At 71.9% G+C, this 14,445-nt stretch carries 14 protein-coding genes; 2 read left to right on the forward strand and 12 right to left on the reverse strand.

Annotated elements, in window-relative coordinates; all coding sequences use genetic code 11:
- Positions 1 to 123: 123 nt before the first annotated feature.
- The gene (locus AC5P09_RS23605) at positions 124 to 723 is read left to right on the forward strand and encodes a contact-dependent growth inhibition system immunity protein (RefSeq protein ID WP_493875781.1); all 600 of its coding nucleotides are present in this window, start codon (positions 124 to 126) and stop codon (positions 721 to 723) included.
- Positions 724 to 824: 101 nt separating this feature from the next.
- Positions 825 to 1,646, forward strand: a complete 822-nt coding sequence (locus AC5P09_RS23610; RefSeq protein ID WP_493875782.1) for a LamG-like jellyroll fold domain-containing protein — start codon at positions 825 to 827, stop codon at positions 1,644 to 1,646.
- Between the two features lie 157 nt (positions 1,647 to 1,803).
- Here AC5P09_RS23610 and AC5P09_RS23615 read toward each other — a convergent pair whose 3' ends face one another.
- From AC5P09_RS23615 to AC5P09_RS23670, 12 genes are all read right to left on the reverse strand, one after another.
- Complete coding sequence (locus tag AC5P09_RS23615; protein WP_493875783.1) at positions 1,804 to 2,199, reverse strand: DUF6193 family natural product biosynthesis protein; 396 nt, start codon at positions 2,197 to 2,199, stop codon at positions 1,804 to 1,806.
- A 281-nt stretch (positions 2,200 to 2,480) separates the two neighbouring features.
- Positions 2,481 to 3,155: a 4'-phosphopantetheinyl transferase family protein gene (locus tag AC5P09_RS23620; protein WP_493875784.1), complete on the reverse strand. Its 675-nt coding sequence runs from the start codon at positions 3,153 to 3,155 to the stop codon at positions 2,481 to 2,483.
- A 335-nt stretch (positions 3,156 to 3,490) separates the two neighbouring features.
- On the reverse strand, positions 3,491 to 4,651 hold the full coding sequence (locus AC5P09_RS23625) for an acyl-CoA dehydrogenase family protein (RefSeq protein ID WP_493875785.1): 1,161 nt from the start codon (positions 4,649 to 4,651) through the stop codon (positions 3,491 to 3,493).
- On the reverse strand, positions 4,648 to 5,307 hold the full coding sequence (locus AC5P09_RS23630) for a hypothetical protein (RefSeq protein WP_493875786.1): 660 nt from the start codon (positions 5,305 to 5,307) through the stop codon (positions 4,648 to 4,650). The genes AC5P09_RS23625 and AC5P09_RS23630 overlap by 4 nt, the downstream gene beginning before the upstream one ends.
- A complete protein-coding gene (locus AC5P09_RS23635) occupies positions 5,304 to 6,242 on the reverse strand; it encodes a beta-ketoacyl-[acyl-carrier-protein] synthase family protein (RefSeq protein WP_493875787.1) in 939 nt (312 codons plus the stop codon). The genes AC5P09_RS23630 and AC5P09_RS23635 overlap by 4 nt, the downstream gene beginning before the upstream one ends.
- A gap of 6 nt (positions 6,243 to 6,248) precedes the next feature.
- Positions 6,249 to 6,575: an acyl carrier protein gene (locus tag AC5P09_RS23640; protein WP_493875788.1), complete on the reverse strand. Its 327-nt coding sequence runs from the start codon at positions 6,573 to 6,575 to the stop codon at positions 6,249 to 6,251.
- A 34-nt stretch (positions 6,576 to 6,609) separates the two neighbouring features.
- Positions 6,610 to 7,905, reverse strand: coding sequence for a type III PLP-dependent enzyme (locus AC5P09_RS23645; protein WP_493875789.1), 1,296 nt, complete (start codon positions 7,903 to 7,905; stop codon positions 6,610 to 6,612).
- Positions 7,895 to 9,451 carry a preATP grasp domain-containing protein gene (locus AC5P09_RS23650; protein WP_493875790.1) on the reverse strand — a complete coding sequence of 519 codons (1,557 nt, stop codon included), beginning with the start codon at positions 9,449 to 9,451 and terminating at the stop codon, positions 7,895 to 7,897. Before AC5P09_RS23650 ends, AC5P09_RS23645 begins: the two co-directional genes overlap by 11 nt.
- A gap of 16 nt (positions 9,452 to 9,467) precedes the next feature.
- Positions 9,468 to 10,400, reverse strand: a complete 933-nt coding sequence (locus tag AC5P09_RS23655; protein WP_493875791.1) for a 3-oxoacyl-[acyl-carrier-protein] synthase III C-terminal domain-containing protein — start codon at positions 10,398 to 10,400, stop codon at positions 9,468 to 9,470.
- Positions 10,400 to 10,720: an acyl carrier protein gene (locus AC5P09_RS23660; protein WP_493875792.1), complete on the reverse strand. Its 321-nt coding sequence runs from the start codon at positions 10,718 to 10,720 to the stop codon at positions 10,400 to 10,402. The genes AC5P09_RS23655 and AC5P09_RS23660 overlap by 1 nt, the downstream gene beginning before the upstream one ends.
- Positions 10,721 to 10,757: 37 nt before the next feature.
- Complete coding sequence (locus tag AC5P09_RS23665) at positions 10,758 to 12,629, reverse strand: acyl-CoA dehydrogenase family protein (RefSeq protein WP_493875793.1); 1,872 nt, start codon at positions 12,627 to 12,629, stop codon at positions 10,758 to 10,760.
- Entirely contained in the window at positions 12,626 to 14,341 is a 1,716-nt protein-coding gene (locus AC5P09_RS23670) for an acyl-CoA dehydrogenase family protein (RefSeq protein ID WP_493875794.1), read from the reverse strand. Before AC5P09_RS23670 ends, AC5P09_RS23665 begins: the two co-directional genes overlap by 4 nt.
- Positions 14,342 to 14,445: the final 104 nt, after the last annotated feature.

The raw sequence follows: 14,445 nt of genomic DNA on the forward strand, positions 1-14,445 counted from the left end.
ACGAACCGCCGGATGCGAGGCCCGCATGTCCGGTGGTGTGGGGGGAGGGTCGGGCAAACCGGCCCTCCTACCCGATCGAAGCCCCTCGAACACGACCGCCGGTACGGCGAGTTGGACCAGGTGATGCGCGCCTACCTGGGGCAGCCGGCCGACGACACCCCGGAGCGGCGCAGCCGCGCGCTGGACGCGTACCTCCGTCACACCTGGCACACCCGTCCCTGGGCCATCGCGGAGGCGGAGCGCCAGCTGCGCGAGTACAGCCGCAATCCTCCCGGCCGCATCCGGCACGGGCTGGGCGAGTTCTACGCGATCCCGGACACCGGGATGCCCCAACCCGAGATCGGCGACTGGCTGATGGTGCTGGCCGACCACCTGAAGAAGAGCATCGAGGAAGGTGACGTACCGGAACCGTCGTCCCCGCAGACCCACTGGGAGTGGCACGCGCGCTTCCCGGAAACCGCGCAACTGCTCGGCGGTTGGTTCTCGCAGGACATCGCCGACGAGTTCCCCGACCACGACGCCGCCGTCACCGACTACGCCACCACCGACCCCCAACTGGTCGCACGCCTCGTGGGCGAACTCCACGAGCTGCTCGCCCTCTCCCTGGACGAGGGGGACTACGCCCTGGCAGCCGCCGAACTCGGCATGGAGGTCGGCCCACCCGAGCCGTTCTCCCACGGCGCCTGGTTCCAGTCGCTGGCGACGACGCTGTCCAGCATCTGATCGGCCGATACGTGATCTGCACGGTCGAAACTCCTTGCGCTTGAAGGAGCGAGGCTGGAAGATCACTCGCGTATTTTGACCAGGTTCTTCAAAGGGGGGTCATGTACGACAGATACCGCGCCACGTTGGTGGCGTCAGGCGCCGTCGCGCTCGTGTTCACACTCGGTGCGCTCCCTGGTGCCGCCCACGCGGTCGGCCAGGGGCACGGAACCCGGGCTGAGGAGACGTCGCTGAGCCGGGAGGGCTACTGGCCCTTGGAGGAGGCGCCAGGCGGAATCGCTCCCAACGTGGAGCCCGAGGGCCTGCCGCTGACGTTGAACGGCGATGCGTGGATCTACCGCAACGAGGACGTCTTCGGAGATCCCGCACTGGTTGACCAGGGCGATCTGAGGCTCGACGGCGACGGTGACTGGGCGGCGACATCCGCGGCACCGGTCGGCGGGGACGGGAGCTTCACTCTCGCCGCCCGCGCTCGCTTGGCCGCAGCCGACGACAGGACTCAGACCGTCCTGTCACTCCCGGGCTCCGACGCCGACCGCATCGTGATCCGGTACCAGGCGGCGAGCGGCAAGTGGGAAGTTGTGGTGTCCACCAAGGACAAGGCGAATGCTCCGCACGTGGTCATCACCGAGGAGCAGGCTCTGCCCGATGACGATCCCTACGGCGTGGGCGACCACTTGGCCGTCGTCTTCGACGCCCCTGCTCATGAGCTTCGCTTCTATGTGAACGGGCAACTGGCCAACACGTCGACCGACGTGGACACGACCTCGTGGACGGCCTCGGGCGGTCTTCAGGTGGGCCGCTCGGCGATCCACGGTGAGTACTTCAAGGGCACCGTGGACGAGGTGCGCGCCTACTCCGGCGTCGCGAGTCCGACGATGATCAGCCAGATGGCCTCCCTGACGGGAGTCCCCGACCTCTGAGTCCCGGGCGGGTCGGCCACATCCACAGGGCGAGCAGCCCGCCCGGCATGCCCGGGTCTTACCGGGGATCTTGGTGAGCTGGGCTTTCCCTGTTCAGGGGCGGGCCCGTGCTCATCGGCCCGCCTCGGAGGCGGTGTCGCGGCCGCTGCGGTTCTCCCTACGTCGTACGGCCCTTCTTCTCCCTCTCCTCCAGTTCCGCCGGCGTGCCGACGAAGGCGGGCCCGCAGCCCGGTGGGAGCCGTTCGACGACCATGGCGACCGCCTCCTCCACCGTCTGGGCCGGCCCGACCACTTCCGACCGTGAAGGGCCTGCCACCAGGAACGGCGCACGAAGACCGTGCTCGAGTGGCTGGATATAGGGGATGTCCCACGTCCAGCGGCCTTCGGTGCACCGGCTGAAGTGCAGCTCCCACATGCCGACCCAGGGGAACAGCTGGCGGAGGGGCGGCTCGGCGTACGCTGCCGCGACCAGTTCCGGGTTCACGCGGCCCGAGGTGAGGTGCTTCTGCCATGCCGCCTCGGTCACGGCCCCATACGCTTCGTTCGCTGTCATGTCGGCATTCTGTCCGGCACGGCCCGTAGTGCGGGATCCAGGAGGCCGAGGGACTGGCGAGAGCCAGGTGCCGGGCCCGCTGCGCCGGGCTTGCCGGGCGGGCGTCGACCCGTTCGCCGATGTACTCGTCCAGCGGCTCGGCGGAGATCCGTACCTTGCCGCAGCCCTCGCTTTCACAGACGTACTCCCGCCCGCCGTTCGCCGTGGAGCGCGCACCAGCGGCTGCTTGCACAGGGCGTCAATGGCGGCGATGCCGGCGATGCGGTCCAGAGTGGTCGCACTTACGCGCTCCCCAGATGGGCTTGCCTGACCGAGATCCTGGGGGCCGCCGACCCCGCGACGGCCAGCGCCGCCAGACAGCCCTCCGGCACCGGTACATCGCGCACCGACCAGGCGCCCCGGATCTGCCCGGACGGATCGCGGACGACGCCGTCGTCGGTGAACACCGTCAGGCCCAGGCCCTGGGTGAGGCGCGCGCCGGCGGCCTTGACCACGGCCTCCTTGCGGGTCCACAGCCGCAGGAAACGTTCGGCGCGTTCCGCGGGTCCGGCGGCCGAAGTCACGAAACGGGCGTCGGACGCGGGGAAGAAGCGCTCGGCGAACGGCTCGACCGGCAGGCCCGGCCGCAGCCGATCCACATCGACCCCGACCTCGTCGTGCCGGGTCACCGCCACCAGACCGAGCTCGCCGGAATGGGAAAGGCTGAACCGCAGATCGGAGCTGCCCGCGAGGCGTGGTTTGCCATGACGTCCCCGCTGTAGGCGCAGTTCCTCGGGAGGAACATCGAGATAGCCGGCCAGAATCAGCCGCAGTGCTCCATGCGCGATGATGAAACGCCTGCGGTCGGTCTCGAAACGACAGCGTCCGCCGCGCTCGGCCTCACGCTCCGACAGAATCCGGGACAGCGCCGCCACCGTGGCCGGCGGCCCGTCCAGCGGCACCGTCCAGACGTCCACCCTGGGCTCGTCCATGGCAGAGCCGCCGTCTGTCCCGGTCCTTCTCATGTGCCCGCCATCAGCAGTCCTACGAGGCCCCGGCCCAGCCGGCTTGCCACCGCGAGGACGGCGTGCAACGCCGCGGCCGTCTCCAAGCAGGTCGGATCAAGTCCGCTGCGGTTCGGCAGGGCCCCGAAGGGGCGCGGGGAACGGCGCGACCAGCCACGATGGTGCCGCAGACGATCGACGGCACATCGCGCCACTTCCAGGGGAGCGCTCAGGTGGCGCCCGGCGCCCCGCTGCCGGTCGATGACGATCACCCTGCCGGCCCCGGTCCCGCCGGCACGAGGCCGGCGTCAATCACGGCGGAGACCTCCCTGGACCAGGCCGGTGAACAGGTTGAGCTTCTGGATGTTGCCGGTCCCCTCCATGAACTCCACGCCACGGGCGTCCCGGGCGAGCTTGTCCAGCAGGGGATGCTCCAGCCGAGCGCCGGGGCCGAAGCAGCCGAGCGCTTCGAGCGTCGCCTCCTCGGCGAGGCGCGACGCGCGTGCCTTCGCCGCCGACGCCAGGGAGCCGGCCGCCGGCTCGTTGTCGTCCACGGCGATCGCCGACCGCCAGATGAGCTGCCGGAGCTCCGTCAGGCGGAGGCCGAGACGGTCGAGCCGGTGACGTTCGGCCGCGCTCAGGGTGCGCCGGTTGTCCAGGACGTACTCGTACGCGGCCCGCGCGATGCCCAGGCCGAACGCGGCGACGCCGGGGCGGAGGCGGTTCAGCCCCTGCACCGCGCTCCACATGCCCCGCTGGGTGGCCCGCAGATGCCTGCCGAGCACCTGGCCGGCAGGCACGCGCACGTCGTCGAGGGTGACGGCGGTGATGCGCAGGCCGCGCAGCCCGATGGTCTCCAGGGGCTCGGCGGTGAACCCGGCGGCCGAGGTCTCGGTGAGGACCGCGGTCACGCCGAGCGGCCCTGGACGGGTGCGGGCGAAGACGATGCCCAGGTCGGCGCGGGCCGCGTTGCCGATGTAGCGCTTGGCCCCCCGGAGCACGAAGTGGTGGTCGCCGTCCGGGGTGAGCGTGGTGTTCATCGCCCCCGCGTCCGAGCCGCGGTCCGGCTCGGTCAGCGCGAAGAAGGTCCACGTGGGCTTCTCCATGATCCGGCTGTAGAACCACTTCTTCTGCTGCTCGTCGCCCAGGACATCGACCAGCACGCCCGACATCATCGGCCCCGGCGACGCCAGCAGCATGCCGGCGTCGCCGACCGCCGCCTCCTCGGCGAAGACGACCCGCTCCAGGGTCCCGGTGCCGTAGAAGCGATGCCCGTCGATGACCACCGGGTCGGGATTGAACTCGGGCGGCACCAGCATCCTGGTCAGGTACGAGACGATCGCCACGTCCAGATGGCGGTGGATCGCGTCCGGATCCTGGTCGAGTTCCAGGGCGAGGGGCTTGAGCTCCTGCGCCCACGCGCGGGCCTGGCGCTGGATCGCCAGTGCCCTGTCGTCCAGCTCGATCATGCGGCTCCCTCGTGCTCCCCGGCGCGGGCCGGGCCGAAGTAGACGTCGGCGATCAGCTCGGACACCCGGGCGACCTGGCCCGGCCCGTCCGCCAGGAAGCTCACGGCGCCGAGCAGCCGCAGCAGCATCCGGTCGGTCTCGGTGATCTGCGCGTTCAGGCCGGCCAGGACGCCGTCGTCGAGGTCGCCCGGCACGGCGCCGGCCAGCATGGTCTCGATCTCCAACTGCTCGATCACCGCCTCCGCGACGCCGCCCTTGACCATCTGCTGGTGGAGCAGCTTCGCGTCACCGACGCTGCGGCCGCCGAGATGGGCGAGCACGGCGTCGAGCAGCCGCTCCGAGAGGCCGAAGCGCAGACAGGTCACGCCCAGCGCCCATGCCGCCCACGGAGCCCTGGACCCGGACACGCCTGGTGGTTCGGCTCGGCTCCGCAACGCGACGATGGTGCCGTCCTCCACCGGCATGGTCGTCACGACGTCCCCGGTGTCGGCACCGGCGACGCCGGCGGGCGCCACCACGTGCCCGCCCGGGCCGCGGGGCGGCGTGCCGTCGCAGACGGTCTCGCACAGCAGGCCCAGCGCCGAGACGAGGCCGTCGTGGCGGGCGGCCCGCCGGTACCGGATCCATTCGTCGGCGGCGGCCGTGCGGCCGGTCATGTCCCCTCCTCGACATCCAGTGTGCTCACACACAGGTAACGCAGCGTGCTGTCGTATTCGGCTACGACCAGGCGGCGGGGCCCGTCGCTGCTGGGCCCGGCACCCGCGAACTCGGGGAGCACGTCGGCCAGGGCCGACCAGGGGCCGGTGCACGGACGGCCCGGCGGCGCGGGACGCACGTCGATTCCCGGCCCGAACCGTTCGGCGTCGAGGCCCTGGCCGGTGATGAGCGTGACGGGCCGGCCGGCACCGCCGCCGTCCGGCTCGTTCAGCATCGCGTCGAGCGTCGGGCCGACCTCGTCCGGCGCGACGCCGGCGAGTTGCCGCGTCACCGGTTCGCCCGCGCGGCCCTCAGGGCCGAAGAGCAGCGCCACCGCGCAGTCCTGCCGCGGCACGTCACGCGCCCCCGCGGTGTCGTACAGGAAGGTCCGCTGATCGAGCAGGACGACCAGGGCGTGCCGGAAGGCGTCGGCGGCGGCGTACTCCGAGACCAGACGCAGGGCCGTGAACCCGGCGGCGGTCCCCTGGTCCGAGAGGTTGAAGGCCAGCGGGTCGCCGGGCAGCACATCGGCCAGATGACAGGACGTGGAGCGGCGCGGATCGGCGTCCGGCGCAGTGTGGGCCACGAGCACCAGATCCAGGGGCTCCTCCAACGGGGGCAGGTCGGCGAGCAGTTCCTGGGTCATCTCGATGAAGGTGTTGCGCTCGCCCCGCTCCAGAAGCTCCGGGCGGAACTGAACCGAGTACGGGCGCACGAGGTCGGCCTGCAGCCGGCCCAGGCTCGGCTCCAGCGGATCGGGCAGGAAGGGCCTGCCACCGGAGAAGGTCCGGCTGACCAGCCGCGACAGCCGCAGCGGCACCCGCCGGGCAGGCGGCGGCGCGCCGACCGAACCGGGAGACGTGCCGACCGAGCCGGGAGACGTGGTGAGGTACATCGGCGGTCAGGCCCCGGCCTGCTCGTCGGCCTGCTCGCCGGCCTGATCCCGGACGAGCGCGGCCAGCGTCCCCACGGTCTCGAAGTGGTGCTGCTCGAGATCGTCGGTGTCGAACTCCATCCCGAGCTCCTCCTCGATCGTCATCAGCAGCCCGAGCACGGTCGTGGAGTCCAGGCCGAGCTCGTCGAACAACCGGCTGTTCTCACCGATGGTGGCGGCGTCGACCTGCATCGCCTTGGCGAGCGAGCCGGCGATCGTGGCGACGGCCCGGCCGTACAGGTCGGCGATGTCGGCGGTGTCGGCTGTGTCGGCGTCCGGTGTGGTGTGCTCCATCGTTCACCTCTCGTGTGTCGTGCTTTCCTGGGAGTCAGTGGGAAACACCGGCCGCGTCGGGCGCGGTCGGGTCGTAGAGTCGCTGCCGCAGCAGGAGGTCGTCGGGACGGTCCCGTTCCCGGACCAGATGGCACCGCCCCTCGTGAACCAGCACCTCGGCCGGGTAGCCATGGCTGAGGAACAGCCCCGGCGAGGCGGTCGGGCCGTACGCCCCGGAACGGTGTACGCCGATCAGGTCGCCGGGCCGTACCGGCGGCAGCGGGACCTTCCTGCCGATCGTGTCGCCCGGGGTGCAGAGCGGCCCGGTGACGTTCCACTCGTCGGTCGGCGGCTCGTCGAGCCGGTTGAGCACCGCCATCGGGAAGTTGCGCTTGACGAACGAGCCGATGCCCACGGCCGCCATGTGGTGGTGGGTGCCGCCGTCGGCGACCGCGAAGCGTTCCCCCATCGAGGTCTTGGTGTAGCGGACGCCCATCACGTAGGTGCCGGCCTCGGCGGTGAGGTAGCGGCCCAGCTCCATGATCAACCTGGTGCCGGGGTGCCGGGCCGTGAAGTCCTCGATGACGGGGTTGAGCCCGTCGGTCAGCACCTCGGCGTCCAGGTCTCTCTCGCCGTCGAAATAGGCGACGCCCAGACCGCCGCCCACATCGACCATCCGCAACTCGGTGTTCAACGCGGCCGACAGCCGCTCGGCCAGGTCGAGGATGCGGGTGGTGTTCTCGACGATGACGTTCTCATCGAGAATCCGGGTGCCCATGTATACGTGCATCCCCATCAGGTCGACGTCGGGGAACCGCTTCACCAGGTCGGTCTGGGCGAACAACTCCTCCTCGTCGATGCCGAACTGGCGCGGCTTGCCGCCCATCGTCAGCCCGGAGCGCTTGACCGCGAAGCGCGGATTGACGCGCAGCGCGACCGGCGCCCGTACACCCCGCTCGCGGGCCAGCTCGTCCACCAGGGCCACCTCGGGAAGGGACTCGCAGACGACGGCGTAGATCCCGGTGTCCAGGCAGGCGGCCAGTTCCTGCCGGCTCTTGCCCGGGCCGAGGAAGATCAGCTGTTCCGGTGGCACGCCGGCCCGGCGTGCGGTCGTCAGTTCCACCAGTGACGAGACCTCGGCCCGCGCGCCGAACGAGTGCAGCAGCGCGCAGATCGAGATGTTCGGGTTGGCCTTGAGCGAGTAGAAGATCTCCATGGCCGGGTGCAGCCGGTCGCGCAGCCCGTGGAACCGGTCCCGCAGCGCGGCCCCGTCATAGACGAACAACGGAGTGCCGTACCGCCGGGCCAGCTCGGAGACCGACACGCCCTGCACCTCGAACTCAACGGTCATCCTCGTTCCTCTCCCCAAACGGGTCCGGCGAAGTCCGCTGCGGTTCGGCAGCCCCCTGAAGGGGGCGCGGGGCCGTGTCGACATGCGGCTCCCGCCGCGCGGGCACGACCGGCCGCGACGGCGCCGCGGACGGCTGACGGCCCATCGCGGTACTTCCGGCGGAGCGCTTGGTGCTCTCCGCGACGGCGGTCAGCCTGCGGCCGACCTCGTCGTCCAGTGCCGCCGTCCGGTCCGCCGAGTCGGCGACGACGACCCCGTGGAGACGCCCGTCGAAATCCGCTCCCGGGGCCCGTTCTCCGGGCGACGCGGCCGCGTTGACGGTGGCGTAGTTGTTGATCAGCAGCCCGGTGCCCCGGGCGGGGTCGAACAGCAGGTCCGCCAAGGCGCGGCGGAGCGACCCGAACGGCAGCGGCGCGCCGAGCCGCAGGGGGTACCTGCGCACCAGCGCCGTGCTCCCGGACCCGATGAAGGCCTCGTGGATCGATGCCTGGTACGTGGACATGTTGTGGCGCGCGTTGATCTCGACGATCGGGTAGAGGCCACCGTCGGGATCGACCATCGCGTCGACGCCTACGACGCCGAAATAGCCGTCGGCGGCCAGTCGCCCGCCCAGCAGCCGGGAGACCTCCGTCAGCTCGGCCGTCTGCCGCTCGGTGAGCCGCGCCGGGATCCGGTGGCCCAGGTGCACCCCGCCCTCGGTCAGGGCCTCCTTGACGAAGTCGACGTGCACGCGGCCGTCCCGGCCGACGGTGAACTGGTAGTTGAGGTCGGCGCGCTTGGCCACCCACTCCTCCACCACCAGGCCGACCCGGTCGTCCTCGGCCCGCCGCGCCCGGCTGCGGATCATGCGGTGCAGCCGGTCCAGGCGGCGTTCGTCCGCGACCACCTCGATGCCCTTGCCCGAGACGCCGAAGGCGTCCTTGAGAACGACCCGGCGGCCGTCGGCGAGCAGTGCGCGGGCGGCCTCGACCGCCACGTCGAGCTCGGCCAGGCTCGCGCAGGTCCAGCCGCGGGTCTGCCGGATGCCCAGCTCGGTGGCCAGCCGCCGGCTGTAGATCTTGCTGTTGACCGCCTTGCAGATCGCCGCAGGCGGGGCGGCCAGCGGGATCCCGGCCCGTTCGGCCAGCCGCTCCTCCAGCTCGCTGACCCCGTGCGCGCAGACGACGCCACCGCGGGCACCGAGCCTGCCCAGCTCGCGCAGCACAGGCCGGTCCTCCAGCGCGTCCTGGGTGACGGTGCTGCCCGGGTCCTGGCGCTCCACGACGAGCATCCCCGGCAGGTCGAAACCGAGTTCGTCCAGATGGCTCAGGTAGTCGGCGTCGGGTTCGGCCTTCAGTACGACGTGGTCGCCCTTGCCCGCGAGCAGCAGCGCGAACTCGTCCATCCGGTTGACGATGACGTTGCCCGAGCCGAACGTCAGCCTCGGCAGCCCCAGCTCGCCGCGGGCCCACTGGTCCTCGACCTCGAAGTTGCCGAGGAACACCAGCTTTGCTTCGGAGGTTCCGGTCAGGGCCGCCTTCAGGCGGCCGGTGAAATTCCCGGTCATCTAGCCCCAGCCCCTTTCAGTGCTCGAAGAGCATCGCCGAGAAGGTCGAGCCGAGACCGACCGTGGCAAGGAGATAGCGGTCCCCCGGGCGCAGCAGGCCGAGATCGAGGGCCGTCCGGTAGTTGATGAAGGGGTCCGCGGAGAAGCAGTGTCCGGTGACCGGCACGTTGTCCAGGAAGAAGCGCTCCAGCGGGAGCCCGAGATGTTTGGCGAGCCGCGCCCACGACAGCCGGCTGACGTTGTGCGGGAAGATCATGGCGAGGTCGCTCAGTCCCAGCCCCGCCTTCCCGACCGCCGCCAGCATGACCTCGGCCAGCGCCTCGGTGTAGATCCGCTGGTATTCGACGGACAGCTCGTGGGTGAGCGACAGGCAGTCGTAGAAACGGCCGTGGGTGCGGGCGGCGTAGCTGAGCATCCGGTCCCGGTCGTCGTGGGTCCCGACGAGCACCGCGGCCGCGCCCTCGCCGTTGATGGACGTACCCGGCACCGCCTGTGCGGCCAGGGTGAAGGTCTTCTCGCCGGTGAGGACCAACGCCAGCGCGTCCGGATCACCGTCGCTCGCCAGCAGCTTGCCGGCCAGGTCCACCGCCAGCAGCCCCGAGGCGCAGGCGTGGTGGGTCAGCGCGAACGCCGTGGCGTGCCCGAGCCCGAGCGCGTCACGCACCTCGTGGATGGGGTTGACCGGATGGGGGGCGACCACCGGCATGGTCCGCGCCTGGACGACGTACCGCACCCGCTCCTCTCTGCCGCGCAGTGCGTCGAGCTTGCCCGCGGCGGCCAGCAGCAGTTCGGTGAGCGTGCCGCCGGGCTCGCGGCAGACCTCTGCCAGGCCGTGGTAGCGCCGGTACACCTTCATCTCCGCGGCGCTGAGGCCCAGTTCGTCGCTCAGCTCTTCGATGGGTATGCGTTCCGACGGCAGGTAGGCCGCCACCTCCTCCAGCGACGTCATCAGCTCTCCCCCGATATCTCCCCCGACGGGGACGCCTGGGCGAGCGTCTCCTCCAGGTGCCGCGCCAGGGCGTCGATCGTCGGGTGGTCCCAGGCCGCGGTCGGCTCCAGGACCAGCCCGAGGTGGTCCTCGATGTCGCCGCAGAGGATCAGCGCGTAGACCGAGTCGAGACCGTAGGTCGTCAGCGCTGCGGTGGTGTCGATGTCGGCGGCGTCGAGTTGGGCGTAGTGGGCGACCTGTGCGCGCAGCCAACTCCGCAGATCGGTGTCCGACGGAGCCGACGGGGCGCTGCCGGCCCTGGCCGATTCGGGGCTGTTCATTGCGTTCTCCTTGTCGTCAATGGCGGCCTCCTTGGCATCAATGGCGGCGGCGCCGGCCGGGCAGGGGCCGGTTCGACAGGCCGAACCCGCGGCGGTCGCGGTGCCGGGAAAGGACCTCCGCCGACAGCCGTTCGGTGACGTGCCGGGGCCGCTGCCCGGGGTCGCGGCCCACCCGTTCGGCGATCCGGCCCAGCGCCGCGACGGCCCAGCGGGGATCGCTGAGGAACGCGTCGTGCCGCTCCCGGTTGTGGAGCCAGATGTTCACGCAGGCGGTCGCCGCGAGCACCGCGGCGTACCGCGCCGCCAGCCGCAGCGCCTCGGGCCGGGCGGCGACGGTGAGGTCCCCGGGAGTCAGTGCGGCGCATTCGCGTTGGACGTCGGCCTGCTCGGCCGCGATGACGAGAGCCAAGCGGCGCAGCTCGCCGTCCAGTTCAGCGGAGCCGAGGGCCGCCGAGAGCGAGGCGCTGAGGCGGTCACGCCCGCCCGAGCTGACCGACAGCCGCTCGAAGGGCAGCGGCGGCAGGTCCGCGCCGAGGTGGAACACTCCGGCGGGCGGCTGGGTGTCGTCCCGCCACCCCTTGCGGGCCAGCCGGGGGAGCTGCGGCAGCACCGTGCTGAGGCAGGCCACGCGCGCGGTGTGGCCGAAGCCCGCCGGCGCCAGGTCGCGCAGGTGCTTCTGGAAGATCCCGTAGCCGCCGTCGCGGAGGTAGAACTGAGCGCCCAGCACCCGCGACAGCGCGTCCATGGCGTCCATGAGGAGGGTGGCCATGAAGTACTTGGCGGCCGAGGCGTACAGGCTGGTCTCGCCGGGGAGCAGATGCACCGAGCGCGCGGTCACGGTGGCCAGGCAGTCGCAGATCAGCAGGTCGGTGAAGGCGTCGGCGAGGATCGACCGGATGTGCGGCGTCCCGGCCAGCGACCGCCCGTACAGGACACGCTCGTCCGCGAACCGGGCGGCGACCTCGAGGCCGGTCTCCAGGATGCCCGCGGTCATCGCCGGCAGCGCGATACGGGTGACCTGGAAGGAGCGCAGCGCCGTCTCCATGCCGAGCCCGGGCGCCCCCAGCACCGCGTCCGCCGGGATCGGGCAGTCCCGGAACTCCAGCCCGCCGAGCTGGACCCCGCGCATCCCCGCGCTGTGGAAGCGCGGCAGGTGGACCGGCGCGCCCGCGGGCAGATCCGCCTTCTCCACGAACAGCTGCGAGTGGCTCCGGCTGCCCGGAGCGGCCGACGTGCGCGCGAAGAGGACCATGGCCTCGGCGCGCCGGGCATTGGCGATCACTTCCTTGCGCCCGTTGAGCCGTAACCGCCCGTCGTCGCCCGGCAGCGCCGAGAACTCGGCCCGCGCGAAGTCGTTGCCGTGCGCCAGCTCGTGGTAGCCGGAGACGGCTCGGCCACCCGCCAGCAGCACCTCGGCCATCCTCCGGCGCTGCCGCGCGTCGCCCGCGGCCCAGACGTTGACCGCGGGGATGAGGCTGCCGGCTCCGTATCCGAGGCCCAGGCAGGGGTCGTGCCGGAAGACCACCCGCATCACGTCGATGAGGTGGTCGAGCCGGGTCAGCCGCCCGCCCAGCTCGGGCGGGACGAATTCGGCGTTCAACCGGTAGCCGTCCAACAGCCGTTCGCCCGCGGCGAGCATCTCGCCCGCCTCGTCGGCGGCCAGCACCGCGGCGTGGCCGGTCGGATTGCCGGGATCCCAGGGGTCGCCGAACCGGCGTTCAAGGTCGTCGACGGAGGCGGCCGCAGTGTTGTCGATGGCGGCGGCCGCAGGGTCATCGATGGCGGCGGCCGCAGGGTCATCGATGGAGGCGGCCTCAGGGTCATCGATGGAGGCGGCCTCAGGGTCGTCGTCCGGCCGCGCGATGCCCGCGCGGGCACCGCGCGACCCAGTGTTGTCGATGTCGATCACGATGTGACCACCGAGGTCGGAGGAGCGGCGGGACGACCGGCCGCACGGGCGTCGAAGAGCCGGTCGAACACCTCGTCGCCGGTCGGCCGTCCCGGCGGGCGCACGGACCGCAGCACGTAGGTGAGGACCGCCTCCAGCCACAGCGGGTCCTCGCCGGGCGTGCGGTTGTGCAGCCACACCCTCAGGGCGGCCGCACCCGCGAAGCACTGCTCGTAGCGGCTCGCCAACGCGAAGGCCTCCGGCGGTACGTCCTGGGAGGCGGGCGGGCTCAGCGCCAGCTCGCGGTGGAGCCGGTCGCAGCTGTCGGTGAGCTCCTCGGCGAGCTCGGCCACGCGTGCGGGCGCCTGTCCCGCGGACGCCAGCACACGCGCTTCACCGCTCGCGGTGTGCAGGCTCTGCGTGAGGCTGCACCCGCCGCGCGCCAGCAGGCTCAGCCGGTCGAGCCGGGCCGGGGGCGGCGGGGCCGACAGGTCGGCGGCACGGCCGACGGCCTCCTCGTCGGCGGTGCCCTTCTGATGCCCGCGGGCCAGCACCGGGAAGTGGTTGATCAGGACGTGCTGGTTGACGAAGGTGCTCCCGTCGAAGATGCCGACCACCCGGTGGTCGCGTTCCAGCTTCTGGAACGCCCCGTGCTCGTGGATCTCGGTGAGGAACGCGCGGGCGCCCAGCAGCTCGCCGCAGGCGGCGATCAACTCGTCGACGCGGGTGGGGACGTACGACTTGGCCACCGCGGAAATGACGGTCATCTCCTGAGGCAGGGTGTGCACGCTGCGGGCCGCCAGCACGCTCACGATCTCGGCGGCGTAGAGCGCCGCGTACGCCTCTCCGAGCACGCGGCGTACGTGCGGCAACTCGATCAGCCGACGGCCGTAGAGCTCGCGTCGCTCGGCGAACTCCTCGGCCAGCCGCACCGCCTGGTCGGCGGCGCCGAGCGACAGGGCCGTAACTGCGGTCCGGGTGAGCTGCAACGCCTTGAGCACGATCTCCAGGCCGGCGCCCTGCTCGCCGATCAGCGCGTCGGCCGGGAACGGGCAGTCGTCCAGCGCGATCCCGCTGATGTCGGCGCCCCGGATGCCGTGCGTGGGCACCTTGGGCAGCGGCCGCCAACGGTCCGCCGGGAGCCGCCGTTTGTCGGCCAGCAGCAGGCTGAAGCCGCGCGGCCCGCCCTCCGGGCGGGTGCGCACGAGAAGGCAGAGCAGCGGGGCGCGGGTGGCGTTGTTGATCAGCCACTTCTCGCCGTGTACGCGAAAGCCGCCGGGCTCCGGCGTGGCGGTCATCTCGCCGGCGAGCAGGTCACTGCCGTGGCCGCGCTCGGTCAGGCCCCACGACACCGGCGCCCCGGCGATGATGTCGGCGCCGAGCTCGCGTGCCTGCTCGGGACGGCCCGCCAGCCACATGCAGACGCCCCCGAGAAACGTTTTGCCGTGCCCGATCGCGACCGTCAGGTCGCGGCGCGCCACCGCCCGCAGCGCCGCGAGGAGCTCGGCGTAGCGGGTCAGCGCCCCGCCGAACTCGGCCGGCACGTACAGGCGCGGCAGCCCCATCCGGTCGAGCTCCCGGCAGATGTCGGCGGGGAACCGCTCACCGCGGTCCAGCTCGGCGCTGCGGGCGAAGGAGAGGGGCGCCGCGGGGTCGGCGGGATCGCCGAGCGCCCGGTCGAAGCCGTCGAGGTCGACCCGGCCGGCGTCGATCAGCAGGTCGGTCACCGTCACGAGGCGTCACCGCCCGCGTCGCCCAGCCGGGTGCGTACGGCTGAGGTGTCACCGGCCGCTGTGTCGTCCAGTCGGGTGCGTACGGCTGAGGTGTCACCGGCCGC

This window comes from Streptomyces sp. a15 (genome assembly GCF_059026085.1).

What these genes read in the sequence shown, in the direction of transcription:
- AC5P09_RS23640 (WP_493875788.1), bottom strand. Translation starts at nt 6,575, where the DNA reads ATGGAGCACACCACACCGGACGCCGACACAGCCGACACCGCCGACATC.
- AC5P09_RS23650 (WP_493875790.1), bottom strand. Translation starts at nt 9,451, where the DNA reads ATGACCGGGAATTTCACCGGCCGCCTGAAGGCGGCCCTGACCGGAACC.
- AC5P09_RS23605 (WP_493875781.1), top strand. Translation starts at nt 124, where the DNA reads ATGCGCGCCTACCTGGGGCAGCCGGCCGACGACACCCCGGAGCGGCGC.
- AC5P09_RS23615 (WP_493875783.1), bottom strand. Translation starts at nt 2,199, where the DNA reads ATGACAGCGAACGAAGCGTATGGGGCCGTGACCGAGGCGGCATGGCAG.
- AC5P09_RS23655 (WP_493875791.1), bottom strand. Translation starts at nt 10,400, where the DNA reads ATGACGTCGCTGGAGGAGGTGGCGGCCTACCTGCCGTCGGAACGCATA.
- AC5P09_RS23660 (WP_493875792.1), bottom strand. Translation starts at nt 10,720, where the DNA reads ATGAACAGCCCCGAATCGGCCAGGGCCGGCAGCGCCCCGTCGGCTCCG.
- AC5P09_RS23630 (WP_493875786.1), bottom strand. Translation starts at nt 5,307, where the DNA reads ATGACCGGCCGCACGGCCGCCGCCGACGAATGGATCCGGTACCGGCGG.
- AC5P09_RS23610 (WP_493875782.1), top strand. Translation starts at nt 825, where the DNA reads ATGTACGACAGATACCGCGCCACGTTGGTGGCGTCAGGCGCCGTCGCG.
- AC5P09_RS23635 (WP_493875787.1), bottom strand. Translation starts at nt 6,242, where the DNA reads ATGTACCTCACCACGTCTCCCGGCTCGGTCGGCACGTCTCCCGGTTCG.
- AC5P09_RS23625 (WP_493875785.1), bottom strand. Translation starts at nt 4,651, where the DNA reads ATGATCGAGCTGGACGACAGGGCACTGGCGATCCAGCGCCAGGCCCGC.
- AC5P09_RS23645 (WP_493875789.1), bottom strand. Translation starts at nt 7,905, where the DNA reads ATGACCGTTGAGTTCGAGGTGCAGGGCGTGTCGGTCTCCGAGCTGGCC.